Genomic DNA, 23,108 nt, shown 5'->3' on the forward strand with positions numbered 1-23,108 from the left:
GCATACACCGACATTTAGTCGATGTAAGTTGCACCACCCATATACGGACGCAGTACTTCAGGGATCTCAATTGAACCATCAGCACGTTGATAGTTTTCCATGACCGCCAGTAAAGTACGACCTACAGCCAGACCTGAACCATTCAGCGTATGTACGAATTCAGTTTTTTTCTGGTCAGCACGGTAACGCGCTTTCATACGGCGTGCCTGGAAATCCCACATATTTGAGCAAGATGAAATCTCACGATACGTATTTTGACTTGGCACCCAGACTTCAAGGTCATAAGTTTTGCATGCACCAAAGCCCATATCACCGCCACACAGAATGATTTTACGGTATGGCAGACCTAATGCTTGCAAAATACCTTCTGCATGACCAGTTAACTCTTCCAGTGCCTGCATAGAGTCTTCAGGTTTTACAATCTGAACCATCTCAACTTTGTCGAACTGGTGTTGACGGATCAGACCACGGGTATCACGGCCATATGAACCGGCTTCACTACGGAAACATGGGGTATGTGCTGCATATTTCAGTGGCAGACGGTCGGCATCGATGATTTCATCACGCACGAAGTTGGTTACAGGTACTTCAGCCGTAGGGATCAGGTAGAATTCTTTCTCACCTTGCAGCTTGAACAGGTCTTCTTCAAATTTCGGTAACTGACCTGTACCACGTAAAGAATCTGCATTCACCAAATAAGGTACATAGGCTTCGGTATAGCCATTTTTAGTGGTATGCGTATCCAGCATGAACTGAGTGATGGCACGTTGCAGACGCGCTAAAGGACCTTTCAGAACGCTAAACCGTGAACCAGTCAATTTGGTCGCAGTTTCAAATTCCAGACCACCCATCATTTCGCCCAGGTCAGTATGGTCTTTGATTTCAAAGTCAAATTCGCGTGGTGTACCCCATTTCAGGACTTCCACATTGTCATTTTCATCTTTACCTTCAGGTACAGATTCATCTGGCAGGTTTGGAATAGACAGTGATTTTTCTTCTAGTTCAGCTTGCAGCTCAGCCAGTGCAGCTTCAGCAGCCTTGATTTCATCACCAATTGAAGACATGCGTGCCATGATTTCAGAGGCATCGCCACCTGCTTTTTTGATCTGACCCACTTGCTTGGCACCGGCATTACGCTCAGCTTGCAAGGATTCAGTTTTGGATTGAATCTCTTTACGTCGAGCTTCTAATGATGCCCACTCCTCAACATTCAGTTGAACACCACGTTTTGCCAAGGCTAAATTTACAGCCTCAATATTATTTCTAAGTAATTTCGGGTCGATCATAGCCAATCTTTGGATAAGAAAAAAACTGGCTATAGTGTAAGCTCTTAACGTCAAAAAATACAGTGACTGACCTACCGGCTGGAGTTTATTAGCGCAATATTTAAAGGCTTGTTTGAGGCAAAAGCGATAAATATTCAGGCCGGATGATCTCTCTTAATGCTGTATAAGGTACTTTTAATTCTGCCATATCACTGATTGTCTTGTTCAACTCGCCTGCCGGATAAACCAGTACCAAGCCCTGACTGTCAAAATAATAATTATCACTCAGTGCTAGTTTCTGCTGGGTGATTTGATAACGATCCAGCCAGTCTTTATTTGCTTGATATAGAGTCTGTTTCAGTTTTTCATCTGTATTACCGCACATAACCTGATGAAGAGCTAGACGTTTCTTTTGTTTTAGATCCAGATTGACATATTCAGTATGAGATTGGGGCTGTGCTGCACGTTCAGGCTGATGGGCAGTTTTAAATATAAAAGTGGCCAGATGCGCATGCTGATTCAGGTAATTCACCTGAATGGAACGTTGATCAATAAATTTTGGCTGATCCTTTGCTTTAATTTTATTACTGGTCACTTTGCTAAAAGCGACCGGCTCAGTACGCTGAATACGCTCCATGAAGTATTGATCAATCCAACTCATATTGGTATCTACAGTCTGCAAATCAAAGCGCACACAACCTTCGATTTCACACACGACCTGATTGGCATCTTTAACTGGAACTATTTTGGATTGGATTTCTCCTGTGTCTTCTGATTGCGCGGATGTAGTGACTGAAGAGGTTTGAGGCTGACAGGCAAATAGCCCGAGATTCAGACACAAGATACAACCGATCCAGCCTATTTTACATGAAGTCATTTTCATCCTGAGCTCCTAAAATTTTGCAATTTCATTGACTCAACTTTTGTTTATTCTAAAACACCCGAACTTCTAGATATACGCCAACCTTGTAATGACTCCAGATCCATCTCGATCAGGAACAAAAAAAAGCAACCCGAAGATTGCTTTTTTGTTGAGTTGATCTTGATGTTTATTGATCAATAATGTCTGTGCCTTTTGGCGGGGTAAAGTTAAATGTAGATGCCGGAATCGTGGTATTCAGTTTGACATTACTGAATTTAATATTGGTAGTCTGGCCTAATGAATCTTGCAAAATCATCAAGCTAGGCGCTTTGTTCGCACCAAAACTGATAGTCAGGCTTTCAAAAACCCCATCGGTATTTTTCGGATAAAGCGTGTAATAGGTTTTAGCTTTATTCGGCTGAGTTACGCGATAAGATTGCATAATCTGGCTAGTATTGCCGGACAATAATAATGCCGGTGTATTTGCCACTTGATCGTCTAGACTCTGACGCACTGCTTGCTGCAAGTCTGGATCATAGATCCATACGGTTTTACCAGTAGTAGCAATAGTCTGTTTCGACGGGCTTGAAGTTTCCCAGTAGAATTTACCCGGACGCGCCACTTTCATCACACCTTTAAAGGTCTGGTTCATGTGCTGCGCAGTCAAGCCTTTTTTCTGGGTCGCTTTCGGATTCGTGACTTTAGTCGTTTGTTCAAAATTTGCAGTTAAGCTACGGATATTGCTGAGCTGTTTCACCAGATTCGCAGTAGCTTGCTGCTCCGTCGCTGCAGTTGCGGCAAATACAGTCGTGCTCATGACAGGTGCCAGTGTCGCCGTACCGATTGTTATGGCACATACAGTTTTACGAAGCATACTCATAATCTCACCTTTTTGTATTTGCATATCGCTATTTATCTAATGACTCATCTTAAACCAATTTCTCAAACTAAGATGATAGAAAATAAGAAGTTTTGTATTGTTATTAATGCAGAATTCCTACTTTTATTCATCATTATGAAGATTCAATAGTGATATTTACATTCGCTGTCACAGCTTTATAAGCCGATAAACCTTCACGCATAAAAAAACCCACAGAAACTGTGGGTCTTTTTTCTATCTCAGCAAATTATGCTTCAACAGATACGTAGCGACGGCCAAATTGACCTTTCACTTCGAATTTTACTACGCCATCAGCAGTAGCAAATAATGTATGGTCACGGCCCATACCTACGTTTTGACCAGCGTGGAATTCAGTACCACGTTGACGAACGATGATGTTACCTGCAGTTACAGTTTGGCCACCGTAAACTTTAACACCTAACATCTTAGGATTCGAATCACGACCGTTCTTAGTCGAACCACCGGCTTTTTTAGTTGCCATGTCTATTTACTCCTAGTAATTAGCCTGAGATACCAGTAATTTTCAACTCAGTGAACCATTGACGGTGACCTTGTTGTTTACGGTAGTGCTTACGACGACGCATTTTGATGATGCGGATTTTGTCGTGACGACCATGGCTAACTACTTCTGCAGTTACTTTAGCGCCAGCTACAACTGGAGCACCGATTTGAATGCTATCACCGTTTACAAGCATAAGTACGTCATCAAACGTAATTGTTGAACCAGTTTCAGCTTTCAATAATTCAACTTTAAGGGTTTCACCCTCAACTACACGGTGCTGTTTACCACCGCTTTGGATTACTGCGTACATAATGTACTCCAAACATGCCCGTGTCGACGTGCCGATAAAGGAATATATCGATCTTAAAACGCGCGCCACTGGGGGTTATACAAGGGCAAAGATTTTAAGGGATATTATAAGAAACAACAAGCCATTTTAAGGAAATAATCATGAACTCCATTATAAAGCCTATAAATCATTAAATTATTCATTCAAAATCAAAGATTAATATTGGATATAATGGCCAAAAAAAGGATACTCAATTCCGAGTTTTCCGGCTGCCTGAGAATGTTTAGAAAAAAACTTTAGCGGAAAGATATTGTTCATTTTTTAAATGTCAAAATTTAGGCTAAACTCAAAGAAGTGCTATAAAAAGCTGATTTTTAGTGGAGTTTGTGCTTTTCTTAGCTTTCACTCATGTTATAAATTGTTAAACTACCCGCTGCGATTTACCAAACTAGAGGTTTTCTTTCACATGGCCATCGACTTTAAGCAAGATATTCTCGCTCCTGTTGCTAACGACTTTGCTGCGATGGACACATTCATTAACGAAGGAATTACCTCAAAAGTAGCGCTGGTGATGGCGGTCAGCAAGCATGTGGTTGAAGCTGGCGGCAAGCGCATGCGCCCAATCATGTGCCTGTTGGCAGCGAAAGCCTGTGGTGCCGTAGAATTGGAACAGCATCGCAAACTGGCAGCCATTATCGAAATGTTGCATACGGCAACTCTAGTTCATGATGATGTCGTCGATGAGTCAGGTTTGCGTCGTGGCCGTCCAACTGCCAATGCCACATGGAACAATCAGACAGCTGTGCTAGTGGGTGACTTCCTGATTTCGCGTGCCTTTGATTTACTGGTCGACCTTAACAATATGACCCTGCTCAAAGACTTCTCTACGGGTACCTGCGAAATTGCCGAAGGCGAAGTTCTGCAACTACAATCGCAACATCAGCCAGAAACCTCAGAAGAAACTTATTTAAGTATTATTCATGGCAAGACTTCTCGCCTGTTTGAGTTGGCGACCGAAGGTGCCGCTATTCTTTCCGACAAGACTGAATTCCGCGAACCATTACGTAAATTCGCTGGTCACTTCGGTAATGCCTTCCAGATTATTGATGACATTCTGGACTATACCTCTGATGCTGAAACCCTAGGTAAAAACATCGGTGATGACCTGATGGAAGGTAAACCTACCCTGCCATTGATTGCTGCCATGAAGAATACAACTGGGGAATCGCATGAAATTATCCGTCGCAGTATTGCAACGGGGGGAACAGATCATTTGGCAGAAGTCATCAAGATTGTAAATGATTCTGGCGCCTTGGATTATTGCCGCCAGCGTGCAACCGAAGAAACAGAAATTGCAATTCAAGCCTTGAATGCACTACCCGATTCAGAGTATCGTCAGGCCCTCGTTAATCTGGCCAAACTGGCTCTTCACCGGATTCAATAGCCGCTTATCTCGCCTATGCATATTAATTTTCTTGATATTTTTCAAAGCATGCAGCATCAGCTTGAACAACCACAAGCGGTGCTGGATGAGAATCTGCTCATCCAACTTGTAGAACGTATACGCCCAGAAGACAGCAGAAATACAGAAGAAATCGAAACAAAATTTAATGCATTTATCCGGGCTTTACTGCTCACTCCCAATGCAGTCTTAACCTTACAAAGTTTCACTTTAAGAATTATCAACCGCTATAAACAAGCCAGTCTGTTTTCCGATACCGGGATTCTTTCTCTGGATGGTTTCTGGAACCAGCTGAATCAGCGGATCGGGGCGCATATCCTGCCGGTGATTCCAGATCATTTACAGCTTCAGGAATTGTTCCGCAAGATTTTCTATTTGCGTACCGATAAATACTGGCTGGATTATTTTGATGAAGCGGATTGGCAGCGACTTTTTGCTGTTGTAAATCAGGGTCATTCCAATCAGGTAGAAAAAACCCGAATCAAAGATCAGATCATTAAAGCACTAACGATTCTGTCCTACCGGGTGAGTGGGATCGGCCTGCATCCTGAATTTATTAATGCCCAGCCTGAGCTCATGGAATATGAATCACCTTTTCTGGTGCAAAACCGTGAGATTATTGAATTTATCCAGGAATATAAAAAACGCTATAACACTGTAGAACTGGTAGATGCGATTACGCCGCCAGATGCTTCTCAAGCTCTGGTCATGCTGGAGCAGTGTCACGATGTTGTCGCCAAAATTCGCCGCTCTACCAAACGGATTGGGGTCAGTGTCAGCCTGACCTATATGCTGGCCTTGCTGGAACAGTGTCTGGAACGGATTGAAATCCTGTTGAATATGGTGCTGGATGACGATGATCTGCGTTATCAGTCCATTGGTCTGTTTATCGCAGATATTACCGAAGCGATTTATAGCGAACGCAGTGTGCGTGCCTTACTGACTACCAATAGTGAACTCCTGGCTTTACAGGTAACTGAAAATGCCAGTAAGACTGGTGAACATTACGTAAGTACCGACAAGCAAGGCTTTTTGGCCATGTACAAATCGGCAGCCGGTGCCGGTATCATCATTGCCTTTATGGCCTCGCTGAAAGTCTTAATGGCGCGTGTCACGATGGCACCTTTAATGCAAGCCTTTAGCTATAGCATGAACTATTCGCTCGGTTTTATGCTCATTCATGTGCTGCACTTTACCGTTGCAACCAAACAGCCAGCGATGACTGCAGCTGCACTGGCTTCTACCGTACAACAGCGTAAGGGTTCGAAAACTGCCCAGATTGCTGAACTGGCTGCACTGATTGTGAATATCATTCGGACCCAGTTTGTCGCGATTCTTGGGAATATTTCAATCGCAATTCCGGTTGCAGCACTGATTGCCCTGATGTGGGAATTTGCCCTACATGAACCTTTAATGAATCATGCCAAGGCGGCCAAAACCCTGCATGACCTGAATCCGTTTACTTCATTGGCGATTCCACATGCAGCGATTGCCGGAGTATGTTTATTCCTGTCCGGATTATTGGCCGGTTATTTTGACAATATGGCCGTTTATCGCAAAGTCGGCCCGCGACTGAAAGCCCATGTGCATTTATCGCAGCTGATGGGGCAAGAGCGTCTTTACCGTTTTGCTGACTATATCGAACGTAATCTGGGTGCACTGGCGGGTAATTTTATTTTCGGGATCATGCTCGGCAGTATGGGCACCATTGGTTTTATTCTCGGTCTGCCACTGGATATTCGCCATATCGCCTTTGCCTCTGCCAACTTTATTCAGGGTCTAATTACGATCAATGGTCCCGATATCGGCTTGATCGTAGTGTCTTTTCTGGGTGTGTTACTCATTGGCCTGACCAACTTGTTTGTCAGTTTCACTCTGACGATTATTGTAGCCTTACGCGCACGCCGGGTGCGTTTTGAACAGTGGAAACCTTTGGCAAAACTGGTCATGACGCACTTCCTGACCCGACCTAGTGATTTCTTCTGGCCACCCAAGCAAAGCATTGAAATTGACGAAAATCATACATCGACAAAAACCCAAAACTGAGATAATTACAGTATATTTAGCAACAAATTCCTTACGAAAAAAATGTAATTCGCATAAAATACGCACACTTGAAAAAAAGTGTACTGACAAGTACACTTTGCTTTAGACAATTGGCCGATCTGCGAACGGTTAAAAGGACAAGGATTTTTGGCATGCATTACTTGTTACTTTTTGTCGGTATTTTATTTTTAATTTTCAGTGTGTTCATCCTGAATATTCCCGCTTTAAACGAGCTCGACTTGCAAGCTGTGGAATGGATGAGTCTGTATCGCACCGAGTTTTGGAATCAAATTACTCAGTCCTTATCCTTAATAGGTGGCATGCCATTTGTATTATTTTTATCCACGCTATTGTGTATTGCATCGCTGTGGTATAAAAAGTATACAAACGCAATTTTTATATGTATCGGAATTATCGGAGGAATTCTCCTAGCTTGGCTGTTGAAATTTGCAATTGCCCGACCCCGACCACCAGAATCCTTGCATCTGGTTGAAAGCTTTGGAAGTTCCTTTCCAAGTGCCCATAGTCTATATGCGGCTTGTCTGGCTTGTTTGGCAATTTACATCCATCGGCAACATTCCCGTTATACCCTCATCGTGATCGGTGCAGTGGTATGGATGCTGATGATGGGGATCTCAAGAGTTTATCTGGGCGTACATTTTCCTTCAGATGTCATATCCGGCTGGAGTATCAGTTTTATTTGGATTTCGTTGTGGTATATGGTCTGGATCAGATATTGCGCGGCTCACAAATAAGAAAATTTAGATATAAATCTAATTAGAGGTGGAATAATGATGTCTGCAAAGCTTTGGGCACCTGCCCTGACTGCTTGCGCATTGGCAACAAGTCTTGCACTTGTTGGTTGTAGCAAAGATCCTAAAGAGGGCCAGCAAGCTGGTGCTCAACAACAAATGCCACCGACTGAAGTCGGTGTTCTTGTTGCACAACCGCAAAGTGTAGAGCAGTCTGTAGAGCTCTCAGGTCGTACAACAGCATTTGAAATTTCAGACGTACGTCCACAAGCCAGTGGCGTGGTGCTTAAACGCTTGTTCACGGAAGGCAGCTATGTGCGTGAAGGTCAGGCCTTGTATGAAATCGATTCAAGTACCAACCGCACTACAGTAGACAATGCCCGTGCAGCGATTGCCCGTGCTGAAGCCAATCTGGGCGTATTGCGTGTGAAGGAAGGCCGTTACCGTCAACTGGTCGGTACCAATGCCATTTCCAAACAGGAATATGATGACATCGCGGCACAGGTCAAACTGGCTGAAGCTGATTTGAATGCCAATCGCGCAACTTTGCGTAATGCAGAAATCAACCTAGGCTATTCGACTGTACGTGCTCCGATTTCGGGCCAGACCAACCGTTCGTCTGTGACAGCGGGTGCCTTGGTGACAGCGAATCAGCCAGAGCCATTGGTAACGATTCAGCGTCTAGATCCAATCTATGTAGATATCAACCAGTCAAGTGCCGAGCTTTTACGTTTACGTCAACAGCTTAATCAAGGCAGCTTGAACAGCTCTAACAATACCAAAGTCAAGTTGAAGCTTGAAGATGGCAGTATCTACCCGGTTGAAGGCCGTCTTGCATTCTCTGATGCTAGCGTGAACCCGGAAACAGGTACCGTGACTTTACGTGCGGTATTCCCGAACAAAAATCACCTGCTTCTTCCAGGTATGTTTGCCACTGCGCAAATCGTACAGGGTGAAGTACCGAATGCTTTCCTGATTCCGCAAGCAGCTTTGACCCGTACCCCAACAGGTCAGGCGATGGCGATGCTGGTCGGTGCTGACAATAAAGTGACGCCACGTCCAGTGACCACCGTTGGTTCCCAAGGCAGCAACTGGATTGTGACCGAAGGTCTGAATCCAGGCGATAAAGTAATTGTAGATGGTATTGCGAAAGTAAAACCTGAACAGCAAGTTGTACCAAAACCTTATCAACCTCAAGCTGCTGCGCCACAAGGTGCTGCACAACCTGCTGCCCAACAACCTGGTGCAGCGCAAAAAGCGGATGATGCAAAAGAACAATCTGAACAAAAACCTGCTGCCAAAGCATAAGGAGTAAGGTTTATGGCTCAATTTTTTATTCATCGTCCTATCTTTGCCTGGGTGATTGCACTGGTCATCATGCTGGCAGGTATTTTGACCCTGACCAAAATGCCGATTGCCCAGTATCCGACCATTGCTCCGCCTACAGTCACGATTTCTGCGACTTATCCAGGGGCATCTGCTGAAACGGTCGAAAATACAGTAACGCAGATCATCGAGCAGCAAATGAATGGTCTGGATGGTCTGCGTTATATCTCATCTAACAGTGCGGGTAACGGTTCTTCATCTATTTCCTTGAACTTTGAACAGGGTGTCGATCCTGATATCGCACAGGTTCAGGTTCAAAACAAATTACAGTCTGCGACTGCACTTCTTCCTGAAGATGTACAGCGTCAGGGTGTGCGTGTTACCAAATCAGGTGCCAGCTTCCTGCAGGTATTGGCTTTCTATTCACCTGATGGCAGCATGACCGCCGATGACATCAAAGACTATGTGAATTCGAACATTTCTGAACCTTTAAGCCGTGTGGCTGGGGTGGGTGAAGTTCAGGTCTTTGGTGGTTCTTATGCTATGCGAATCTGGCTTGATCCAGCCAAAATGGCGAGCCTGCAAGTCACGCCAAGTGATATTGCGACTGCCATTCGTACCCAAAATGCTCAGGTCGCTGTGGGTCAGCTCGGTGGTGCACCAGCTGTTGAAGGACAAGTCCTGAATGCGACTGTCACCGCACAAAGCCTGCTGCAAACTCCAGAACAGTTCAGCAATATCTTCCTGAAAAATGCCACTTCGGGCGCGCAAGTCCGTCTGGGTGATGTTGCACGGGTTGAACTCGGTGCAGATAACTATCAGTTTGATTCGAAGTTTAACGGTAAACCGGCTGGTGGTGTGGCAATTAAACTTGCCACTGGTGCTAACGCACTTGATACAGCCCAAGCAGTAGAAGAACGCTTAGAGCAGTTACGTCCGAACTATCCGCAAGGCATGGTCGACCAACTGGCTTTTGACACCACGCCATTTATTGAACTGTCGATCAAGAGTGTAGTTAAAACCCTGATCGAAGCAATTATTCTAGTGTTCCTGGTCATGTTCCTGTTCCTGCAGAACTGGCGTGCTACCATTATTCCAACCATGGCAGTTCCAGTCGTGGTATTGGGTACCTTTGCCGTGATTAATGTCTTCGGCTTCTCGATTAATACCCTAACCATGTTTGCCATGGTACTGGCGATTGGTCTTCTGGTCGATGACGCGATTGTTGTGGTCGAGAACGTCGAACGGGTCATGGTGGAAGAGCATCTGGATCCGGTTTCTGCAACTGAAAAGTCGATGAAACAGATTTCTGGTGCACTGATTGGTATTACCTCGGTGCTATCGGCAGTATTCGTTCCAATGGCTTTCTTCGGTGGAACCACCGGGGTTATTTATCGTCAGTTCTCGATTACGCTGGTCACAGCAATGGTCTTGTCGCTGATAGTGGCATTAACCTTTACCCCTGCCCTATGTGCGACCCTGCTGAAACAGCATGATCCGAACAAGCCGCAAAGTAATGGTATATTTGCGCGTTTCTTCCGCTGGTTTAATAGCAGTTTTGACAAGGTTTCTGTGAAATATCAGGGCGGCGTCAACCGTATGACTCACAGCAAGATTTTCTCAGGCGTGGTGTATGCCGTGGTACTGGGTATTATTGTGCTGTTATTCCAGAAACTGCCTTCTTCGTTCTTACCGGATGAAGACCAAGGTGTCGTTATGACGCTGGTTCAGTTACCACCAAATGCAACACTGGAACGTACTGACAACGTGGTTAACACCATGACGAATTATTTCTTGGAAAACGAGAAAGAGCATGTCGAGTCCGTGTTTAGTGTGGCAGGTTTCTCCTTTACCGGTGTGGGTCAAAACGCAGGCCTAGCGTTTATTAAACTGAAAGACTGGTCAGAGCGTAACAGTCCGGAAGCTCAAGTCGGTGCCATTATTCAACGTGGTATGGCGTTGAACATGATTGTCAGAGATGCATCTTATATCATGCCATTGCAGCTTCCTGCGATGCCTGAACTTGGTGTATCGGCTGGCTTTAACTTACAGCTCAAAGCTGCAAGTGGTCAAAGTCATGAGCAACTTCTGGCAGCACGTAATACGATCCTCGGTCTAGCAGCACAAGACTCGCGTCTCGCTGGTGTGCGTCCGAATGGTCAGGAAGATACTCCACAGTACCGTGTCATTGTCGATCATGCACAAGCCGGTGCATTGGGCGTGAGTGTTGCTGAAATTAACAGCACCATGGGTATTGCTTGGGGCGGTTCGTATATCAATGACTTCATTGATCGCGGTCGTGTCAAGAAAGTCTATGTTCAGGGTGAAGCTGGCTCGCGGATGATGCCGGAAGATCTGGACCAATGGTATGTGCGTAATAACCGCGGTGAAATGGTGCCATTCTCGGCGTTTGCCACAGGCGAATGGACCTACGGTTCACCACGTCTTGAGCGTTATAACGGCGTATCGTCCATGAACATTCAGGGTACACCTGCTCCGGGTATCAGCTCGGGCGATGCAATGGTGGCCATGGAAGAAATCGTGGCGAAATTACCAGAAATGGGCTTGCAAGGTTTCGACTATGAATGGACTGGTCTGTCTCTGGAAGAACGTGAGTCTGGCGCACAAGCACCATTCTTGTACGCGCTTTCACTGTTGATCGTGTTCCTGTGTCTGGCAGCCCTGTATGAAAGCTGGTCGATTCCGTTCTCGGTTCTACTGGTGGTGCCATTGGGTATTGTGGGTGCATTATTACTCACCTTTGGTGGAATGGTGCTGCTGCAAAACCCGAACCTGTCGAATAACATCTACTTCCAGGTAGCGATTATCGCCGTAATTGGTCTTTCTGCGAAAAACGCAATCTTGATTGTGGAATTCGCCAAAGAGCTGCAGGAACAAGGCGAAGAGTTGTTTGATGCAACCTTGCATGCGGCAAAAATGCGTTTACGTCCAATTATCATGACCACCCTTGCCTTCGGTTTTGGTGTACTTCCACTAGCACTTGCTTCAGGTGCCGGTGCAGGTAGCCAGCACTCTGTCGGTTACGGTGTCCTCGGGGGTGTAATCAGTTCGACGCTTTTAGGTATCTTCTTTATTCCTGTATTCTACGTGTGGATTCGAAGTATCTTTAAATACAAACCAAAACAACAAAATCAGGAGTACTAGTCGTAATGCAAAATATATGGTCTATTACAGGTCGTAGCATTGCGGTATCTGCCCTCGCGCTTGCTTTGACTGCATGTCAAAGCATGCGTGGCCCAGAGCCCGTTGCAGAGGCAAATATCCCAAGCAGTTATACCAATGCTTCAGGTACTTCTGTAGCAGAACAGGGTTATAAAGAATTCTTTGCTGACCAGCGCCTGTTACAGGTACTAGACTTGGCATTGACCAATAACCGTGATTTGCGTACTGCCGCATTAAACATTCAGCGTGCCCAACAGGCTTATCAGATTTCTGAAAATGACCGCCTGCCAACCATTGGTGCGAGCGGCAGCGTGTTACGTCAGGATACTGGCAGTAACAACCCGCAAAGCCGTGGCGCTGTAACGACTTATAATGTCGGTCTAGGCGTAACTGCATTTGAGCTGGATTTCTGGGGTCGTGTGCGCAGCTTGCGTGACAATGCACTGGATACTTATCTGGCGACTCAAAGTGCGCGTGATGCGACTCAGATTTCTCTGATCGGTCAGGTGGCCCAAGCATGGCTGAGTTACTCATTTGCCAATGCCAATCTGGCGCTGGCTGAGCAAACGCTGAAAGCCCAGCTTGAATCTTACAACCTGAACAAGAAACGTTTTGATGTGGGGATCGATAGCGAACTTCCAGTACGTCAGGCACAGATTTCTGTTGAAACTGCACGTAATGATGTTGCCAACTATCGCACCCAGGTGGCTCAGGCACAAAACCTGCTAAATCTACTTGTAGGTCAACCCGTACCGGCCAACCTGTTACCGGCACAACGTGTTACCCGCATTACCTCTAATGCAGCGCTAGGTGCAGGTTTACCAAGTGACCTGCTGATTAACCGTCCGGATGTACGTGCAGCTGAATACCGTCTGTCTGCGGCAGGTGCCAATATTGGGGCTGCCCGTGCACGTCTGTACCCAACCATCAGTCTGACGGGTTCTGCAGGTTTTGCATCTGCGGATCTGGGTGATCTGTTCAAATCTGGCAGTTTTGCGTGGTCTGTAGGCCCAAGTCTGGATATTCCAATTTTCGATTGGGGTACACGTCAGGCCAATATTCGTATTTCTGAAACAGATCAGCAAATTGCGCTGTCAGATTATGAAAAATCAATTCAGACTGCATTCCGTGAAGTGAATGATGCCCTAGCGGTACGTCAGAACATTGGTGACCGTATTGCTGCTCAACGCCGTCTGGTCGATGCAACTAATACCACTTACCGTCTGTCTCTAGCACGTTTCCGTGCCGGTATTGACAGTTATCTGACTGTACTGGATGCACAACGTGCTTCATATGCAGCAGAACAAGGTTTGTTATTACTTGAACAGGCGAATCTGAACAGCCAGGTTGAACTGTACAAGAGTCTTGGTGGTGGTTTGAAAGTTAACACCTCAGACACCATACCGTATCGCCCGTCTGTGACCGAACAGCGTCGTGCAGAACAGGCAAAATAAACTCAACCTCTTTTTTCAGAAAAGCTCACTTCGGTGGGCTTTTTTATTGCTTTTTCAAAGGAGATTTTCTATCTTCATGATTATACGATTGATTAAGAAGATATCTGCATGTTATTGAGCAATCTGGAATCTGTACCGGGACATACCATTCGCCAGCAAATCGATGTAGTCTATGGCAGTACCGTGCGCAGTAAGCATGTTGGACGTGATTTGCTGGCCGGCCTGAAAAATATTGTCGGCGGCGAGTTGACCGCTTATACCGAATTACTGGAAGAATCCCGTCAGGAAGCCATGAACCGGATGATTGAAAAAGCTCGCAGTATGGGTGCCAATGCGATTGTGGGTATTCGTTTTTCTACCTCAAATATTGCCCAAGGTGCTTCTGAACTGTTTGTTTATGGCACAGCAGTCATCGCTGATCCAGTCATGCCTAAACTGCCTGATCCATTTCCACAGGCGAACTAATGCATGGACGGATTGATTATACAGATTGTCATTTTTGCCATTCTGTTCAGCGTGGGTTTCGGTTTTGGTCGCTATAACGAGCGCAAGCATCTGCAATATCTGGATGAGCAGGAACAGCGTTTAGCTTATATCCGGGTCAATAATAGCCGTTTTAACGAATCTACATTCCCCGGTCATATGATCAGCAGCAATGTGGTCATTTCACATGATTACTTTAAATATGCGATTGCTAATGTGCAAAACATGTTAGGTGGTCGTTTGACCAGTTATGAGAGTGTCGTTGAACGGGCACGACGTGAAGCTATAGTACGATTAAAACTGGAAGCAGAAAAAATGGGTGCTGACCAGATTATGGGAATCCGTCTCAGTACGACTGAACTTGGCATGCAAGGTGGTATGGTTGAAGTCTTCGCTTATGGCACCGCAATTCAAGCCAAGTAATTATGCTTCTGCAAGCTTCTCTACAAATAGACTTCCATTCAAGTGATCAATTTCGTGCTGTACAATTCGTGCCGGAAAGCCTTTGAACGACTGAACTATTTCCCTTCCCTCTAAGGTAAAATAACGTACCTGAATCTCTTCTGCTCAAGCTACTCTCCCTCTTTGTTCAGGCACACTTAAACAGCCTTCCTCACCCAATACTTGCGTAGCTGAAGCACTGATAATCTCCGGATTGATCATGGTCACGGCTTCCATATACGGCGCATCCGGATAACGTAAATTGGGCCGTGATGCGACAATAATAATGCGTTTAGAGACATAAACCTGCGGTGCTGCAATGCCCACGCCCTGACGGTGCTGCATGGTTTCCATCAAGGTGCTGTTAAATTGCCGCAACCAGTCACTGTCAAATTCAGCCTGTGTGACCGGACTGGCAATTAGGGTTAAAACGGCCTCACCTTGCTGTGCCACTGCTAAGGTATTTGTCATCACGCTATCCTGTAATTTTTTCATCTAACTCTATCTTAGAAGGAAAATTACAGAATGAACATCATACTAAAATGAATAAATACGTCTAAAAAAGATAAGCTGTATTTTAAGTAATGTTTCGGACTCCAGCTTATTTTTGCCTTAAAAACTTCACTTGAAAGGAAAATAATTAATCAAAACATTCCAAATTATTTTATTCATTTAAATTTTAATAACTTTTAGTTTAGATTAGGGTCTGTTGACACTTACTGTTCATAATTAACCCTATAAAGGTAGCCATAAAAATATACAGGCTAAGGCAACAGAACTTTGATAATTTCTTTTGAGCTTGTCATATCGAGTAGCTATTCCTCTAAATTGCTTTAATCTACAAAACATATTTTCAACTAAATGCCTGATTTTATATAAATACCAGTCCATATGGTCATTGTTCGATTGGCTATTCGTTTTCTTTGGTATATTCGCTTTAGTCCCTGTTTTCCTGATCTGTTCACGCAGTGGTTCTGAATCATAGCCTTTATCTGCACATACCACTTTTGTCTCTTTTAAATCTAATGTTGATATTAAATCAGGCGCAACTTTAACATCATGTGTGGTTCCATCGGTAATCATGAAATCAATAGGATTGCCATGTGCATCAACAATCAAATGTATTTTTGAGGAGTTTCCTCCTGCACTTTTAGAAATAGATTGATTCGCTATGCCGGCAGAATGTTGATGAGCACGTACATGAGAGCCATCAATAAAAATCCATTCCATATCGGGGCATGAGGCTAGTAATTTGAATAATCTAAGTAACTTACCGCTGCTTGACCAACGATTAAAACGTTTGAAAATAGAGTTTGAATGACCAAAACAAGAAGGAATATCTCGCCACGGACAACCTGTCCTAATTCTATAGAGAATAGCTTCAATAAAATTGCGTAAATTTGAGTTGTGGTGAATGGATAAATTACGCAGAATAACTTTCAACTTTTGCCAGTGTTGATCTGTCAGCATGGTACGAGGCATAGCGAATAGTAAAATTGGGTTTGGTGATTTGATTTTACTACTTCGCTATTTTTTTAAGCTAAAAGTGTCAACACGCCCTAAACAAAGAAAGATTGATTATTCAAGAAAATAACCCTTCTTTAAAATCAGCACTCAAATCATGGATATTAAATAATGGAACGAGCACATGAATGCACAACCCTATCTGAGCCGTGCTGATAAACGCACCCTCGGACTATCGTCCCTAGGTGGCGCACTGGAATTCTATGATTTTGTCATTTATGTGTTCTACGCCAAATTGATCTCTGAACTGTTCTTTCCAAGTACCCTGAGTCCGTTTTGGGCCATGCTAAATACCTATGGCATCTTTGCCGCAGGCTATTTCTTTCGCCCACTCGGCGGTGTGGTGATGGCGCATTTTGGGGATCTGATCGGTCGTAAAAGACTATTCAGTTTATCCATCTTGCTGATGGCGCTACCGACCCTCATGATTGGGATCATGCCAACCTTTGAAAGTATTGGTTATGCTGCGCCATTGCTGCTGCTATTGATGCGTGTTGTTCAAGGTATTGCGATTGGTGGTGAAATTCCGGCTGCCTGGACCTTTGTGTCTGAGCATGTGCCTGAAGGCCGAATTGGGATTGCCAATGGTTTGCTGACCGCTGGCCTATCACTCGGAATTCTACTCGGTGCCCTAATGTCGCTGTTTATTTCCCTTCAATTCACTGAAGCGGAAATCAAAGACTGGGCTTGGCGCGTTCCCTTCATTCTAGGTGGGATTTTTGGTTTTGTGGCACTGTACCTACGTAGTTATTTGAAAGAAACTCCAGTTTTTAAAGCCATGCAGGCGAAAAAAGAACTGGCGAAAGAATTACCGGTCAAGCAAGTGCTGTTAAGCCACAAAACTGCTGTAGGCATCGGGATGTTATTTACCTGGTTCCTGACCGGCTGTGTGGTGGTCTTGATTCTAGCGATGCCAAATTTGCTGGTGGCCAATTTTGGTTTCGAACGTGCTGATGCGTTCAAGATGCAAAGTGCTGCAATCCTAATGCAAATGTTCGGCTGCATTATCGCTGGTATACTGGCTGACCGTTTCGGTGCAGGCAAGGTCATTTTACTTGGCTCTATTTTTGTCGCGGCAATGGCTGGGATTTTTTATCACAGTCTGGGTCATGTTGAAGCGTCAACGGTGTTCATGCTTTACATGTTGCTCGGTCTAAGCTCAGGAACCGTGGGCATGGTGTCTTATAGCATGGTGAAAATGTTCCCGGCACAAATCCGTTTCAGCGGAATTTCATTTTCCTATAATCTGGCCTATGCGATTGCAGGTGGAATCACCTTGCCACTGGTGCAATGGTTGAGCCTGTATAGCAATATTGGCGCCCTGTACGTCTAGTGACCCTATTCACTGCCCTGCTTTACCGCAGTAAATTTGAAAAAACAGCTTAAAATAACAAAGAGCCTGACTTACAGGCTCTTTTTTAAGTGAGAATGTACGAATTTAAACTTTCAGATTCTTGCGTAGCTCATCTTCTACAATGCTGATCTCGATTTCACTGAACTTGCGGATTTCGTCTTCAGCATGTTTTTCTAGCATGCCACCGACCAAAGGCACTTTCACATTCACCGTCCAGTTCAACTGGAACTGAATCTGCTGTTCATCACCTGTAACGGCACGCTTACATTTAGCTTCAATCGGCAGATTGGCACCTAGTTCCACGACTGAAGTCATTTCTTCTAGATTGCTAACATCGGTACGCTGCAAGCGAAACGCATCTTTCAGCAGTTTCTTGGCAATATCTGGGATTTTGACATCCAGATTGTAGGCACGCTTCAGGGTATACAGATGTCCCTGCTTTTCTGAAACCAGAATTTCCATATTTTGAGCAGGGATTCGATGACAAACCGCTTCATGCAAACTGATGTCATTTGCCAGACGTTTAAACTCATCAATCGAAACACCGCGAATAATTGCATTTACGGTAAACTGGTGGGCCATATCTATTTTCCTTATTTTTATTAGGGGTTATGGACTCAAATTAAGTCAAATGAATCATCTGACAGAGAAGATAAGCTATTTAAGTCAATTTTACATCGGCTGTCATTATTTTTTTATTGAGAAAAATTGGCATTGAGGTCAATGTTTCCAGGCAATTTTTGCAGATATACAGGGTCCACAGCTGAGTAAAAGCTGAACTTCACGATACTCAATGACTGCATGAAATTCTTCTGCCCCATCATCTAGGCCAGAAGCATACCAGACCGTGCCCGCAGGAAATTTCTTTAACCAGCTGGCCTTATAAAAATCAGAAACGGAATCAAACTGTAAATAGTGTTCCGGTTCAGCTTCAACCTGAGTCGCTAAAGCCATAAATTTCTGTAATTGTGCCTGATGAAAATCAATCAGCATGAGGCAGCCCTTCCTTTTGTATGAGGAGATTACATGCCATATAGGTAAGCATAGATGTCATTTACGACTCATGAGTTTTGACATCATGGCTTAGATCAGATTAAAAATAATATAGATTCACCTCCCCTGATTCAATCCACGTATAAGGATATCCAGTATGCAACAAGGAAAAGTTCAGGTCGAAACCGTGCAGTTTCTGGCAGAAGATGGCTATACCTTAACCGGCAAGCTTTACCGCAGTGAATATGCCAAAGCCAATATTGTCATCGCCTGTGCGACAGGTGTTCCCCAAGCTTTTTACCGGCGTTTTGCCGATTATGCAGCACGAGCAGGTTTTCAGGTACTGACTTTTGATTATCGTGGGGTGGCTGATTCTGCACCCAAACGTTTAAAGAATTTTAAAATGTCCTATTTAGACTGGGGACAATATGATCTCAGCGCTGCGATTGATTATCTCAGCCGAACCGGTCTGGATATTTATATGATTGGCCACTCCTATGGCGGGCAGGCTTTGGGATTAAGTAAATATCATGATCGCATTGAAGCAATGTACTGCTTTGGCACCGGTGCTGGCTGGCATGGTTATATGCCTTTAACTGAAAGAATCAAGGTTCAGGTAATCTGGAATATTGTTTTTCCACCGATGGTAGCGGTGACAGGCTATTTGCCATGGAGTCGTTTAAATATGGGCGCTGACTTGCCGCGTGATGTTTATCGTCAGTGGCGCAAATGGTGCAAAAATCCAACCTATTTCTTTGCCGATCCTGAACTGAAAGACCTACATGCCCATTATGCCGCGGTAAAAACACCTATTTATGCCGTAGCCGCACTCGATGATGCCTGGGCCTTACCTAAATCCAGACAAGCCTTTATACAACATTACCGTCAGGCCTCGTTGCATTATATTGATATTCAGGCGACCGATTATGGACTCAAACACATTGGACATATGGGTTATTTCCGTCAGGGCGCAGAAAAGCTCTGGGATGAAGTGCTCGCCAAGTTCAGTGAATTACATCAACTCAAAAATGCAGCTTGATTTTTAGTCTCTAGAGTATTTAAGCATTTACCTGCTTAAGCATAATGTGCCTGTTGAATATCGGTTCTGATTTCCTGACGGTGTTCCTCGCCGAAACGGTCGACATGGGCATAAAATACCCCATAACGGCCGACATAATATTCCAGTGACTGGTCATAAAAATTCCAGAAAATTGACCATTCGCCTAAATCCATCTGACGGATTTGTGTACCGGTATGCATCGGCATCTTACGGAGCAGTTCCTGCTGTAACTGCTCTGCTTCATTGCGATCCTGAATCTGAACCTGATGTTGGAAAAATAATTGCGCCACATCATCAAACAGTTCCAGCTCATAGGCATCGACCACATGCAATGTTTCCTGAGACTCAGGTTGACTCTCTTCAGTACTGCTGGAAATCGGATCCTCTTTTTCGACACGTTTAGTCTTTACATAGCGCTGGGTTTTATAGATTTTCATGCCGATAAACCAGGTCGCATACAGTATCAGGGCTAGACATGAAAAAATCAGGAATTTAAGAATCATTGATCATCTCGTGTAGTTAATTTTATTTTTATCACGGTCTGCCAATTCTTGATTTGGCGATCTTCTTCCAAATTAACACAAGTCTATTTTTTGTACAGCAAACTTGAGGATTTTTTTAGATCTTCTTGGATTTTTTTCTTCGGTTGATCCTTATTTCCCAGTATTCAATTTGAAATAAGGATCTAAAATCTTGTTAAAAATTAGAATGAATCCAGAAAGCCAATATTGATCAGGATAAATAAATCAGACAAATCACTACAGAATCGATCATCAACTCTGGATTCTTTAGCAAATGCACTCAAAAAGCTACACGATTGGTATTTGTTTTTTTGAGCATTTTCCTTCAAATAAAAGGTCCCTCTTTATGGTCGAGTAAATGAATAAAATTATGATTCGTGAAGGGAAGATTCAAGATATACCTCAAATAATTCAGGTCATCCACAACAGTATTCAATCCTGTATTTTGGATCATCAACGTGAAGACAGCGTGATCCAACGCTGGCTGGAGCAGTTTAATCACGCCCAGCTGATTGTGGAAATGCTTTATAACGACTGCTGGGTGTATATTTTAAATGATCAGATTGTCGGCTTTTTGCTGGTCAGTGACACTGGAGAAATCCTGATGCACTATGTGGCTGCACGTTTCCAGCGACTCGGGTTTGGCACCCAGCTTTTTGATCAGATGCACAAATCCTTAGTGCGTAAAAATATCCATAAAATTAAAGTCCAATCGACTCAAACAGCTTTAAGTTATTATCAAAAAAATGGATTTTTCTCACCGAATCATCAATCGGAAAATGAAGAAAATTATCATTTATATAAATACGCTTTTTAAAATTAAAAATTTTTATGCCATTTTAAGTTGATCTCGCCCTGCCTGCTTAGCCGCGTATAACTGCACATCTGCCGCTTTCATCAGTGCATGAATATCTGGATAGGGATGTGTTTGATCCATCCAGGAAATACCCATGCTGACCGTGACATAAGATTTATCATCTGTTCGATTTAAGTGTTCAAATTGCTGTTCGCGAATCTTGTGCAAGACTTTTTCCAGAAACTCTAAGGCTGCCTGAACAGGTACATCAGTAAGTAGAATCGCAAATTCTTCTCCACCATAACGGGCTAAATACGCGGATTCAGGGAGTACCGTCTGAATGACCTTGACCAGATTCTGTAAAATTTCATCTCCTTTTAAGTGCCCATAATAGTCATTGTAATTTTTAAAATAGTCGACATCGAGCATGGCAAAAATCAGTGTACTGTGTGGATGTTGCTGACAGTATAAAAACTGCTGCTGGATTTGGTCATTTAAAGCACGACGGTTAAAGGCACCCGTCAAAGCATCAATATTCACCTGATGTTTGAGTTTGGCATTCAGTTCACGTAATTGCTCGGTACGTGCTTTGACTTTCTGATCCAGTGAACTATTCAAGATCATTAATTTATTATTCAGTCGCTCGGTATGGTAGGTTTGATGGGCATAATTACGAGATTGTTGAAACATAATGATCAAGACATACAGGCTGGTCGAAATAAATGACAGATGCACGCTCTCAATTACATTCAGTAATACCAGATAATCATTAAGAAAGGTCACACACAAAAAGATGATGGCAAACAGGTTAGTGAACGAATATTCATCTCCTTGAGAAAGTGTCACATAAAACCCGTAAATAAAATTACCCAGTATCACCAGACCATAGATAACGCTATACAAAGCTAGACGCTCAAAAACTTCTGGTGTGTTAAACAAGGTTACTGCGATATTAAAAATCAGTAATCCCGCACCTACGTAATAAATTGAACGTCGGATATAACGTGGCTTAAACAGGTACATGTAGCTCAGGAAGAATAAGATTGCCAGAAAAGTGAACAGATATTCTAGACGAGCGCCCCATAACCAACTGATTTTACTTACAATGGCGTATGGATGTGGCGCAGAAAACAGATTATGCAGTGCCAAAAAAATAATAAATAAGCCAAAAATAAATACACTGCGGCTATTTCGCTCCACAGATCCGCGAAACAGGGAAAATAAAATGGTAAATAGTCCTACACCCAGCACTGTGCCACAGACCAAAGCAATACTCAGCATTTGCAACATAAACTGTCGGTTAATGGTCGCAGAGGGGCCAATTTTCAGAGGCTTTTCTAGTCCGCCATGTAAATTAGTATAGTTGGAAACCTGAATACTTAAGGTAAAATATTCATTCTGTGGCACAAAAGATGCGATCTTAGGTGCCTTTTCAGTCACCTGTCCTGTCGGGGTTTTACTGATTTTACCAAGACGCAGCAAGATATCCCCATTTAAATAAATGCTATAAGCACCATACTGACTCGGAATCTGAATCGCTAAACGTTGTCCGATAAATTTTTTGGGAATTTTAAAATGGCTAATAAAAGTGCCATAAGTGGCATTGGTTCCGGTGAGGCTCTTGAATGAAGCTGGAAGTTCAACTACTTGTGATTCGAGTTCAGGATCTGGTTGCTCAATGAACTGACGTGGATAGAACTGCCATTTGCCTTGCAACAAGGTGGTACTATCTTCATCAAATTTTAGTTCGGTGACCTCATTCTGATGAGCTAGGAAATAAGATTCTGGAGCAGCATCATATTGAGCCCACACGATCCGTGTAGTCCCCATCAAAAATATCAGCATCAACCACGATGCCAATATCAGCATAATCCCCCTAAACCTGAGCAAAAAG

The 23,108-nt window shown here is 43.8% G+C and carries 19 protein-coding genes and 3 pseudogenes; 11 read left to right on the plus strand and 11 right to left on the minus strand.

Annotated elements, in window-relative coordinates; genetic code table 11:
- Positions 1-14 precede the first annotated feature (14 nt).
- The 5 genes from serS to rplU form a co-directional block, all read right to left on the minus strand.
- Positions 15-1,286, minus strand: a complete 1,272-nt coding sequence (gene serS, locus ACWM1W_RS11590) for a serine--tRNA ligase (RefSeq protein WP_004784891.1) — start codon at positions 1,284-1,286, stop codon at positions 15-17.
- 100 nt (positions 1,287-1,386) lie between these two features.
- Positions 1,387-2,148 carry a hypothetical protein gene (locus ACWM1W_RS11595; RefSeq protein WP_004784893.1) on the minus strand — a complete coding sequence of 254 codons (762 nt, stop codon included), beginning with the start codon at positions 2,146-2,148 and terminating at the stop codon, positions 1,387-1,389.
- 166 nt (positions 2,149-2,314) lie between these two features.
- The gene (gene lolA, locus ACWM1W_RS11600) at positions 2,315-3,007 is read right to left on the minus strand and encodes an outer membrane lipoprotein chaperone LolA (RefSeq protein ID WP_004784895.1); all 693 of its coding nucleotides are present in this window, start codon (positions 3,005-3,007) and stop codon (positions 2,315-2,317) included.
- Between the two features lie 247 nt (positions 3,008-3,254).
- Positions 3,255-3,509: a 50S ribosomal protein L27 gene (gene rpmA / locus ACWM1W_RS11605; RefSeq protein WP_004784896.1), complete on the minus strand. Its 255-nt coding sequence runs from the start codon at positions 3,507-3,509 to the stop codon at positions 3,255-3,257.
- 19 nt (positions 3,510-3,528) lie between these two features.
- Positions 3,529-3,840: a 50S ribosomal protein L21 gene (gene rplU / locus ACWM1W_RS11610; RefSeq protein ID WP_004784898.1), complete on the minus strand. Its 312-nt coding sequence runs from the start codon at positions 3,838-3,840 to the stop codon at positions 3,529-3,531.
- 445 nt (positions 3,841-4,285) lie between these two features.
- Here rplU and sdsA point away from each other — a divergent pair, with 445 nt between their 5' ends.
- The 8 genes from sdsA (at position 4,286) to ACWM1W_RS11650 (ending at position 14,948) form a co-directional block, all read left to right on the plus strand.
- Positions 4,286-5,263: an All-trans-nonaprenyl-diphosphate synthase gene (gene sdsA / locus ACWM1W_RS11615; RefSeq protein WP_004784900.1), complete on the plus strand. Its 978-nt coding sequence runs from the start codon at positions 4,286-4,288 to the stop codon at positions 5,261-5,263.
- 15 nt (positions 5,264-5,278) lie between these two features.
- Entirely contained in the window at positions 5,279-7,327 is a 2,049-nt protein-coding gene (locus ACWM1W_RS11620) for a site-specific recombinase (protein WP_208462628.1), read from the plus strand.
- Between the two features lie 152 nt (positions 7,328-7,479).
- The gene (locus tag ACWM1W_RS11625; RefSeq protein ID WP_004784903.1) at positions 7,480-8,082 is read left to right on the plus strand and encodes a phosphatase PAP2 family protein; all 603 of its coding nucleotides are present in this window, start codon (positions 7,480-7,482) and stop codon (positions 8,080-8,082) included.
- A gap of 36 nt (positions 8,083-8,118) precedes the next feature.
- The gene (locus ACWM1W_RS11630) at positions 8,119-9,387 is read left to right on the plus strand and encodes an efflux RND transporter periplasmic adaptor subunit (RefSeq protein WP_004784905.1); all 1,269 of its coding nucleotides are present in this window, start codon (positions 8,119-8,121) and stop codon (positions 9,385-9,387) included.
- 12 nt (positions 9,388-9,399) lie between these two features.
- Positions 9,400-12,570: an efflux RND transporter permease subunit gene (locus ACWM1W_RS11635; RefSeq protein WP_104425867.1), complete on the plus strand. Its 3,171-nt coding sequence runs from the start codon at positions 9,400-9,402 to the stop codon at positions 12,568-12,570.
- A 5-nt stretch (positions 12,571-12,575) separates the two neighbouring features.
- Positions 12,576-14,042: a multidrug efflux RND transporter AdeIJK outer membrane channel subunit AdeK gene (gene adeK / locus ACWM1W_RS11640; RefSeq protein WP_004784909.1), complete on the plus strand. Its 1,467-nt coding sequence runs from the start codon at positions 12,576-12,578 to the stop codon at positions 14,040-14,042.
- 108 nt (positions 14,043-14,150) lie between these two features.
- Positions 14,151-14,507 (plus strand): YbjQ family protein, encoded by a 357-nt coding sequence (locus ACWM1W_RS11645; RefSeq protein ID WP_004784911.1) that lies wholly within the window; start codon positions 14,151-14,153, stop codon positions 14,505-14,507.
- Between the two features lie 3 nt (positions 14,508-14,510).
- Complete coding sequence (locus ACWM1W_RS11650) at positions 14,511-14,948, plus strand: YbjQ family protein (protein WP_004784913.1); 438 nt, start codon at positions 14,511-14,513, stop codon at positions 14,946-14,948.
- Here ACWM1W_RS11650 and def read toward each other — a convergent pair.
- Positions 14,949-15,437: pseudogene (def, locus tag ACWM1W_RS11655) on the minus strand (peptide deformylase).
- Positions 15,438-15,682: 245 nt separating this feature from the next.
- Positions 15,683-16,448, minus strand: a pseudogene (locus ACWM1W_RS11660) (IS5-like element ISAba31 family transposase).
- Positions 16,449-16,614: 166 nt separating this feature from the next.
- On the opposite strand from ACWM1W_RS11660, the pseudogene ACWM1W_RS11665 reads away from it, so the two are divergent.
- Positions 16,615-17,876 (plus strand): annotated as a pseudogene (locus tag ACWM1W_RS11665) (MFS transporter).
- A gap of 52 nt (positions 17,877-17,928) precedes the next feature.
- Here the strand turns inward: ACWM1W_RS11665 and ACWM1W_RS11670 are convergent.
- Both ACWM1W_RS11670 and ACWM1W_RS11675 read right to left on the minus strand, forming a co-directional pair.
- Positions 17,929-18,426 carry a DUF2505 domain-containing protein gene (locus ACWM1W_RS11670; protein WP_262477666.1) on the minus strand — a complete coding sequence of 166 codons (498 nt, stop codon included), beginning with the start codon at positions 18,424-18,426 and terminating at the stop codon, positions 17,929-17,931.
- Positions 18,427-18,564: 138 nt separating this feature from the next.
- Positions 18,565-18,837, minus strand: coding sequence for a hypothetical protein (locus ACWM1W_RS11675; protein ID WP_004784921.1), 273 nt, complete (start codon positions 18,835-18,837; stop codon positions 18,565-18,567).
- Between the two features lie 157 nt (positions 18,838-18,994).
- Between ACWM1W_RS11675 and ACWM1W_RS11680 the strand changes: the two genes are divergently transcribed.
- Positions 18,995-19,876: an alpha/beta hydrolase family protein gene (locus ACWM1W_RS11680; protein ID WP_375725610.1), complete on the plus strand. Its 882-nt coding sequence runs from the start codon at positions 18,995-18,997 to the stop codon at positions 19,874-19,876.
- A gap of 35 nt (positions 19,877-19,911) precedes the next feature.
- On the opposite strand, the gene ACWM1W_RS11685 is transcribed toward ACWM1W_RS11680, so the two are convergent.
- Positions 19,912-20,397, minus strand: coding sequence for a hypothetical protein (locus ACWM1W_RS11685; RefSeq protein ID WP_104426979.1), 486 nt, complete (start codon positions 20,395-20,397; stop codon positions 19,912-19,914).
- 391 nt (positions 20,398-20,788) lie between these two features.
- Between ACWM1W_RS11685 and ACWM1W_RS11690 the strand changes: the two genes are divergently transcribed.
- On the plus strand, positions 20,789-21,235 hold the full coding sequence (locus ACWM1W_RS11690) for a GNAT family N-acetyltransferase (RefSeq protein WP_104425864.1): 447 nt from the start codon (positions 20,789-20,791) through the stop codon (positions 21,233-21,235).
- 12 nt (positions 21,236-21,247) lie between these two features.
- Here ACWM1W_RS11690 and ACWM1W_RS11695 read toward each other — a convergent pair whose 3' ends face one another.
- Positions 21,248-23,083: a sensor domain-containing diguanylate cyclase gene (locus ACWM1W_RS11695; protein WP_104425863.1), complete on the minus strand. Its 1,836-nt coding sequence runs from the start codon at positions 23,081-23,083 to the stop codon at positions 21,248-21,250.
- Between the last annotated feature and the right edge of the window lie 25 nt (positions 23,084-23,108).

This window comes from Acinetobacter sp. TW_SC_4, assembly GCF_054861205.1.

What these genes read in the sequence shown, in the direction of transcription:
- ACWM1W_RS11675 (WP_004784921.1), bottom strand. Translation starts at nt 18,837, where the DNA reads ATGCTGATTGATTTTCATCAGGCACAATTACAGAAATTTATGGCTTTA.
- ACWM1W_RS11595 (WP_004784893.1), bottom strand. Translation starts at nt 2,148, where the DNA reads ATGAAAATGACTTCATGTAAAATAGGCTGGATCGGTTGTATCTTGTGT.
- ACWM1W_RS11680 (WP_375725610.1), top strand. Translation starts at nt 18,995, where the DNA reads ATGCAACAAGGAAAAGTTCAGGTCGAAACCGTGCAGTTTCTGGCAGAA.
- ACWM1W_RS11620 (WP_208462628.1), top strand. Translation starts at nt 5,279, where the DNA reads ATGCATATTAATTTTCTTGATATTTTTCAAAGCATGCAGCATCAGCTT.
- adeK (WP_004784909.1), top strand. Translation starts at nt 12,576, where the DNA reads ATGCAAAATATATGGTCTATTACAGGTCGTAGCATTGCGGTATCTGCC.
- rplU (WP_004784898.1), bottom strand. Translation starts at nt 3,840, where the DNA reads ATGTACGCAGTAATCCAAAGCGGTGGTAAACAGCACCGTGTAGTTGAG.
- ACWM1W_RS11695 (WP_104425863.1), bottom strand. Translation starts at nt 23,083, where the DNA reads ATGCTGATATTGGCATCGTGGTTGATGCTGATATTTTTGATGGGGACT.
- ACWM1W_RS11625 (WP_004784903.1), top strand. Translation starts at nt 7,480, where the DNA reads ATGCATTACTTGTTACTTTTTGTCGGTATTTTATTTTTAATTTTCAGT.
- ACWM1W_RS11635 (WP_104425867.1), top strand. Translation starts at nt 9,400, where the DNA reads ATGGCTCAATTTTTTATTCATCGTCCTATCTTTGCCTGGGTGATTGCA.
- ACWM1W_RS11670 (WP_262477666.1), bottom strand. Translation starts at nt 18,426, where the DNA reads ATGGCCCACCAGTTTACCGTAAATGCAATTATTCGCGGTGTTTCGATT.
- rpmA (WP_004784896.1), bottom strand. Translation starts at nt 3,509, where the DNA reads ATGGCAACTAAAAAAGCCGGTGGTTCGACTAAGAACGGTCGTGATTCG.
- serS (WP_004784891.1), bottom strand. Translation starts at nt 1,286, where the DNA reads ATGATCGACCCGAAATTACTTAGAAATAATATTGAGGCTGTAAATTTA.
- ACWM1W_RS11650 (WP_004784913.1), top strand. Translation starts at nt 14,511, where the DNA reads ATGGACGGATTGATTATACAGATTGTCATTTTTGCCATTCTGTTCAGC.
- lolA (WP_004784895.1), bottom strand. Translation starts at nt 3,007, where the DNA reads ATGAGTATGCTTCGTAAAACTGTATGTGCCATAACAATCGGTACGGCG.
- ACWM1W_RS11630 (WP_004784905.1), top strand. Translation starts at nt 8,119, where the DNA reads ATGATGTCTGCAAAGCTTTGGGCACCTGCCCTGACTGCTTGCGCATTG.
- ACWM1W_RS11645 (WP_004784911.1), top strand. Translation starts at nt 14,151, where the DNA reads ATGTTATTGAGCAATCTGGAATCTGTACCGGGACATACCATTCGCCAG.
- sdsA (WP_004784900.1), top strand. Translation starts at nt 4,286, where the DNA reads ATGGCCATCGACTTTAAGCAAGATATTCTCGCTCCTGTTGCTAACGAC.
- ACWM1W_RS11690 (WP_104425864.1), top strand. Translation starts at nt 20,789, where the DNA reads ATGATTCGTGAAGGGAAGATTCAAGATATACCTCAAATAATTCAGGTC.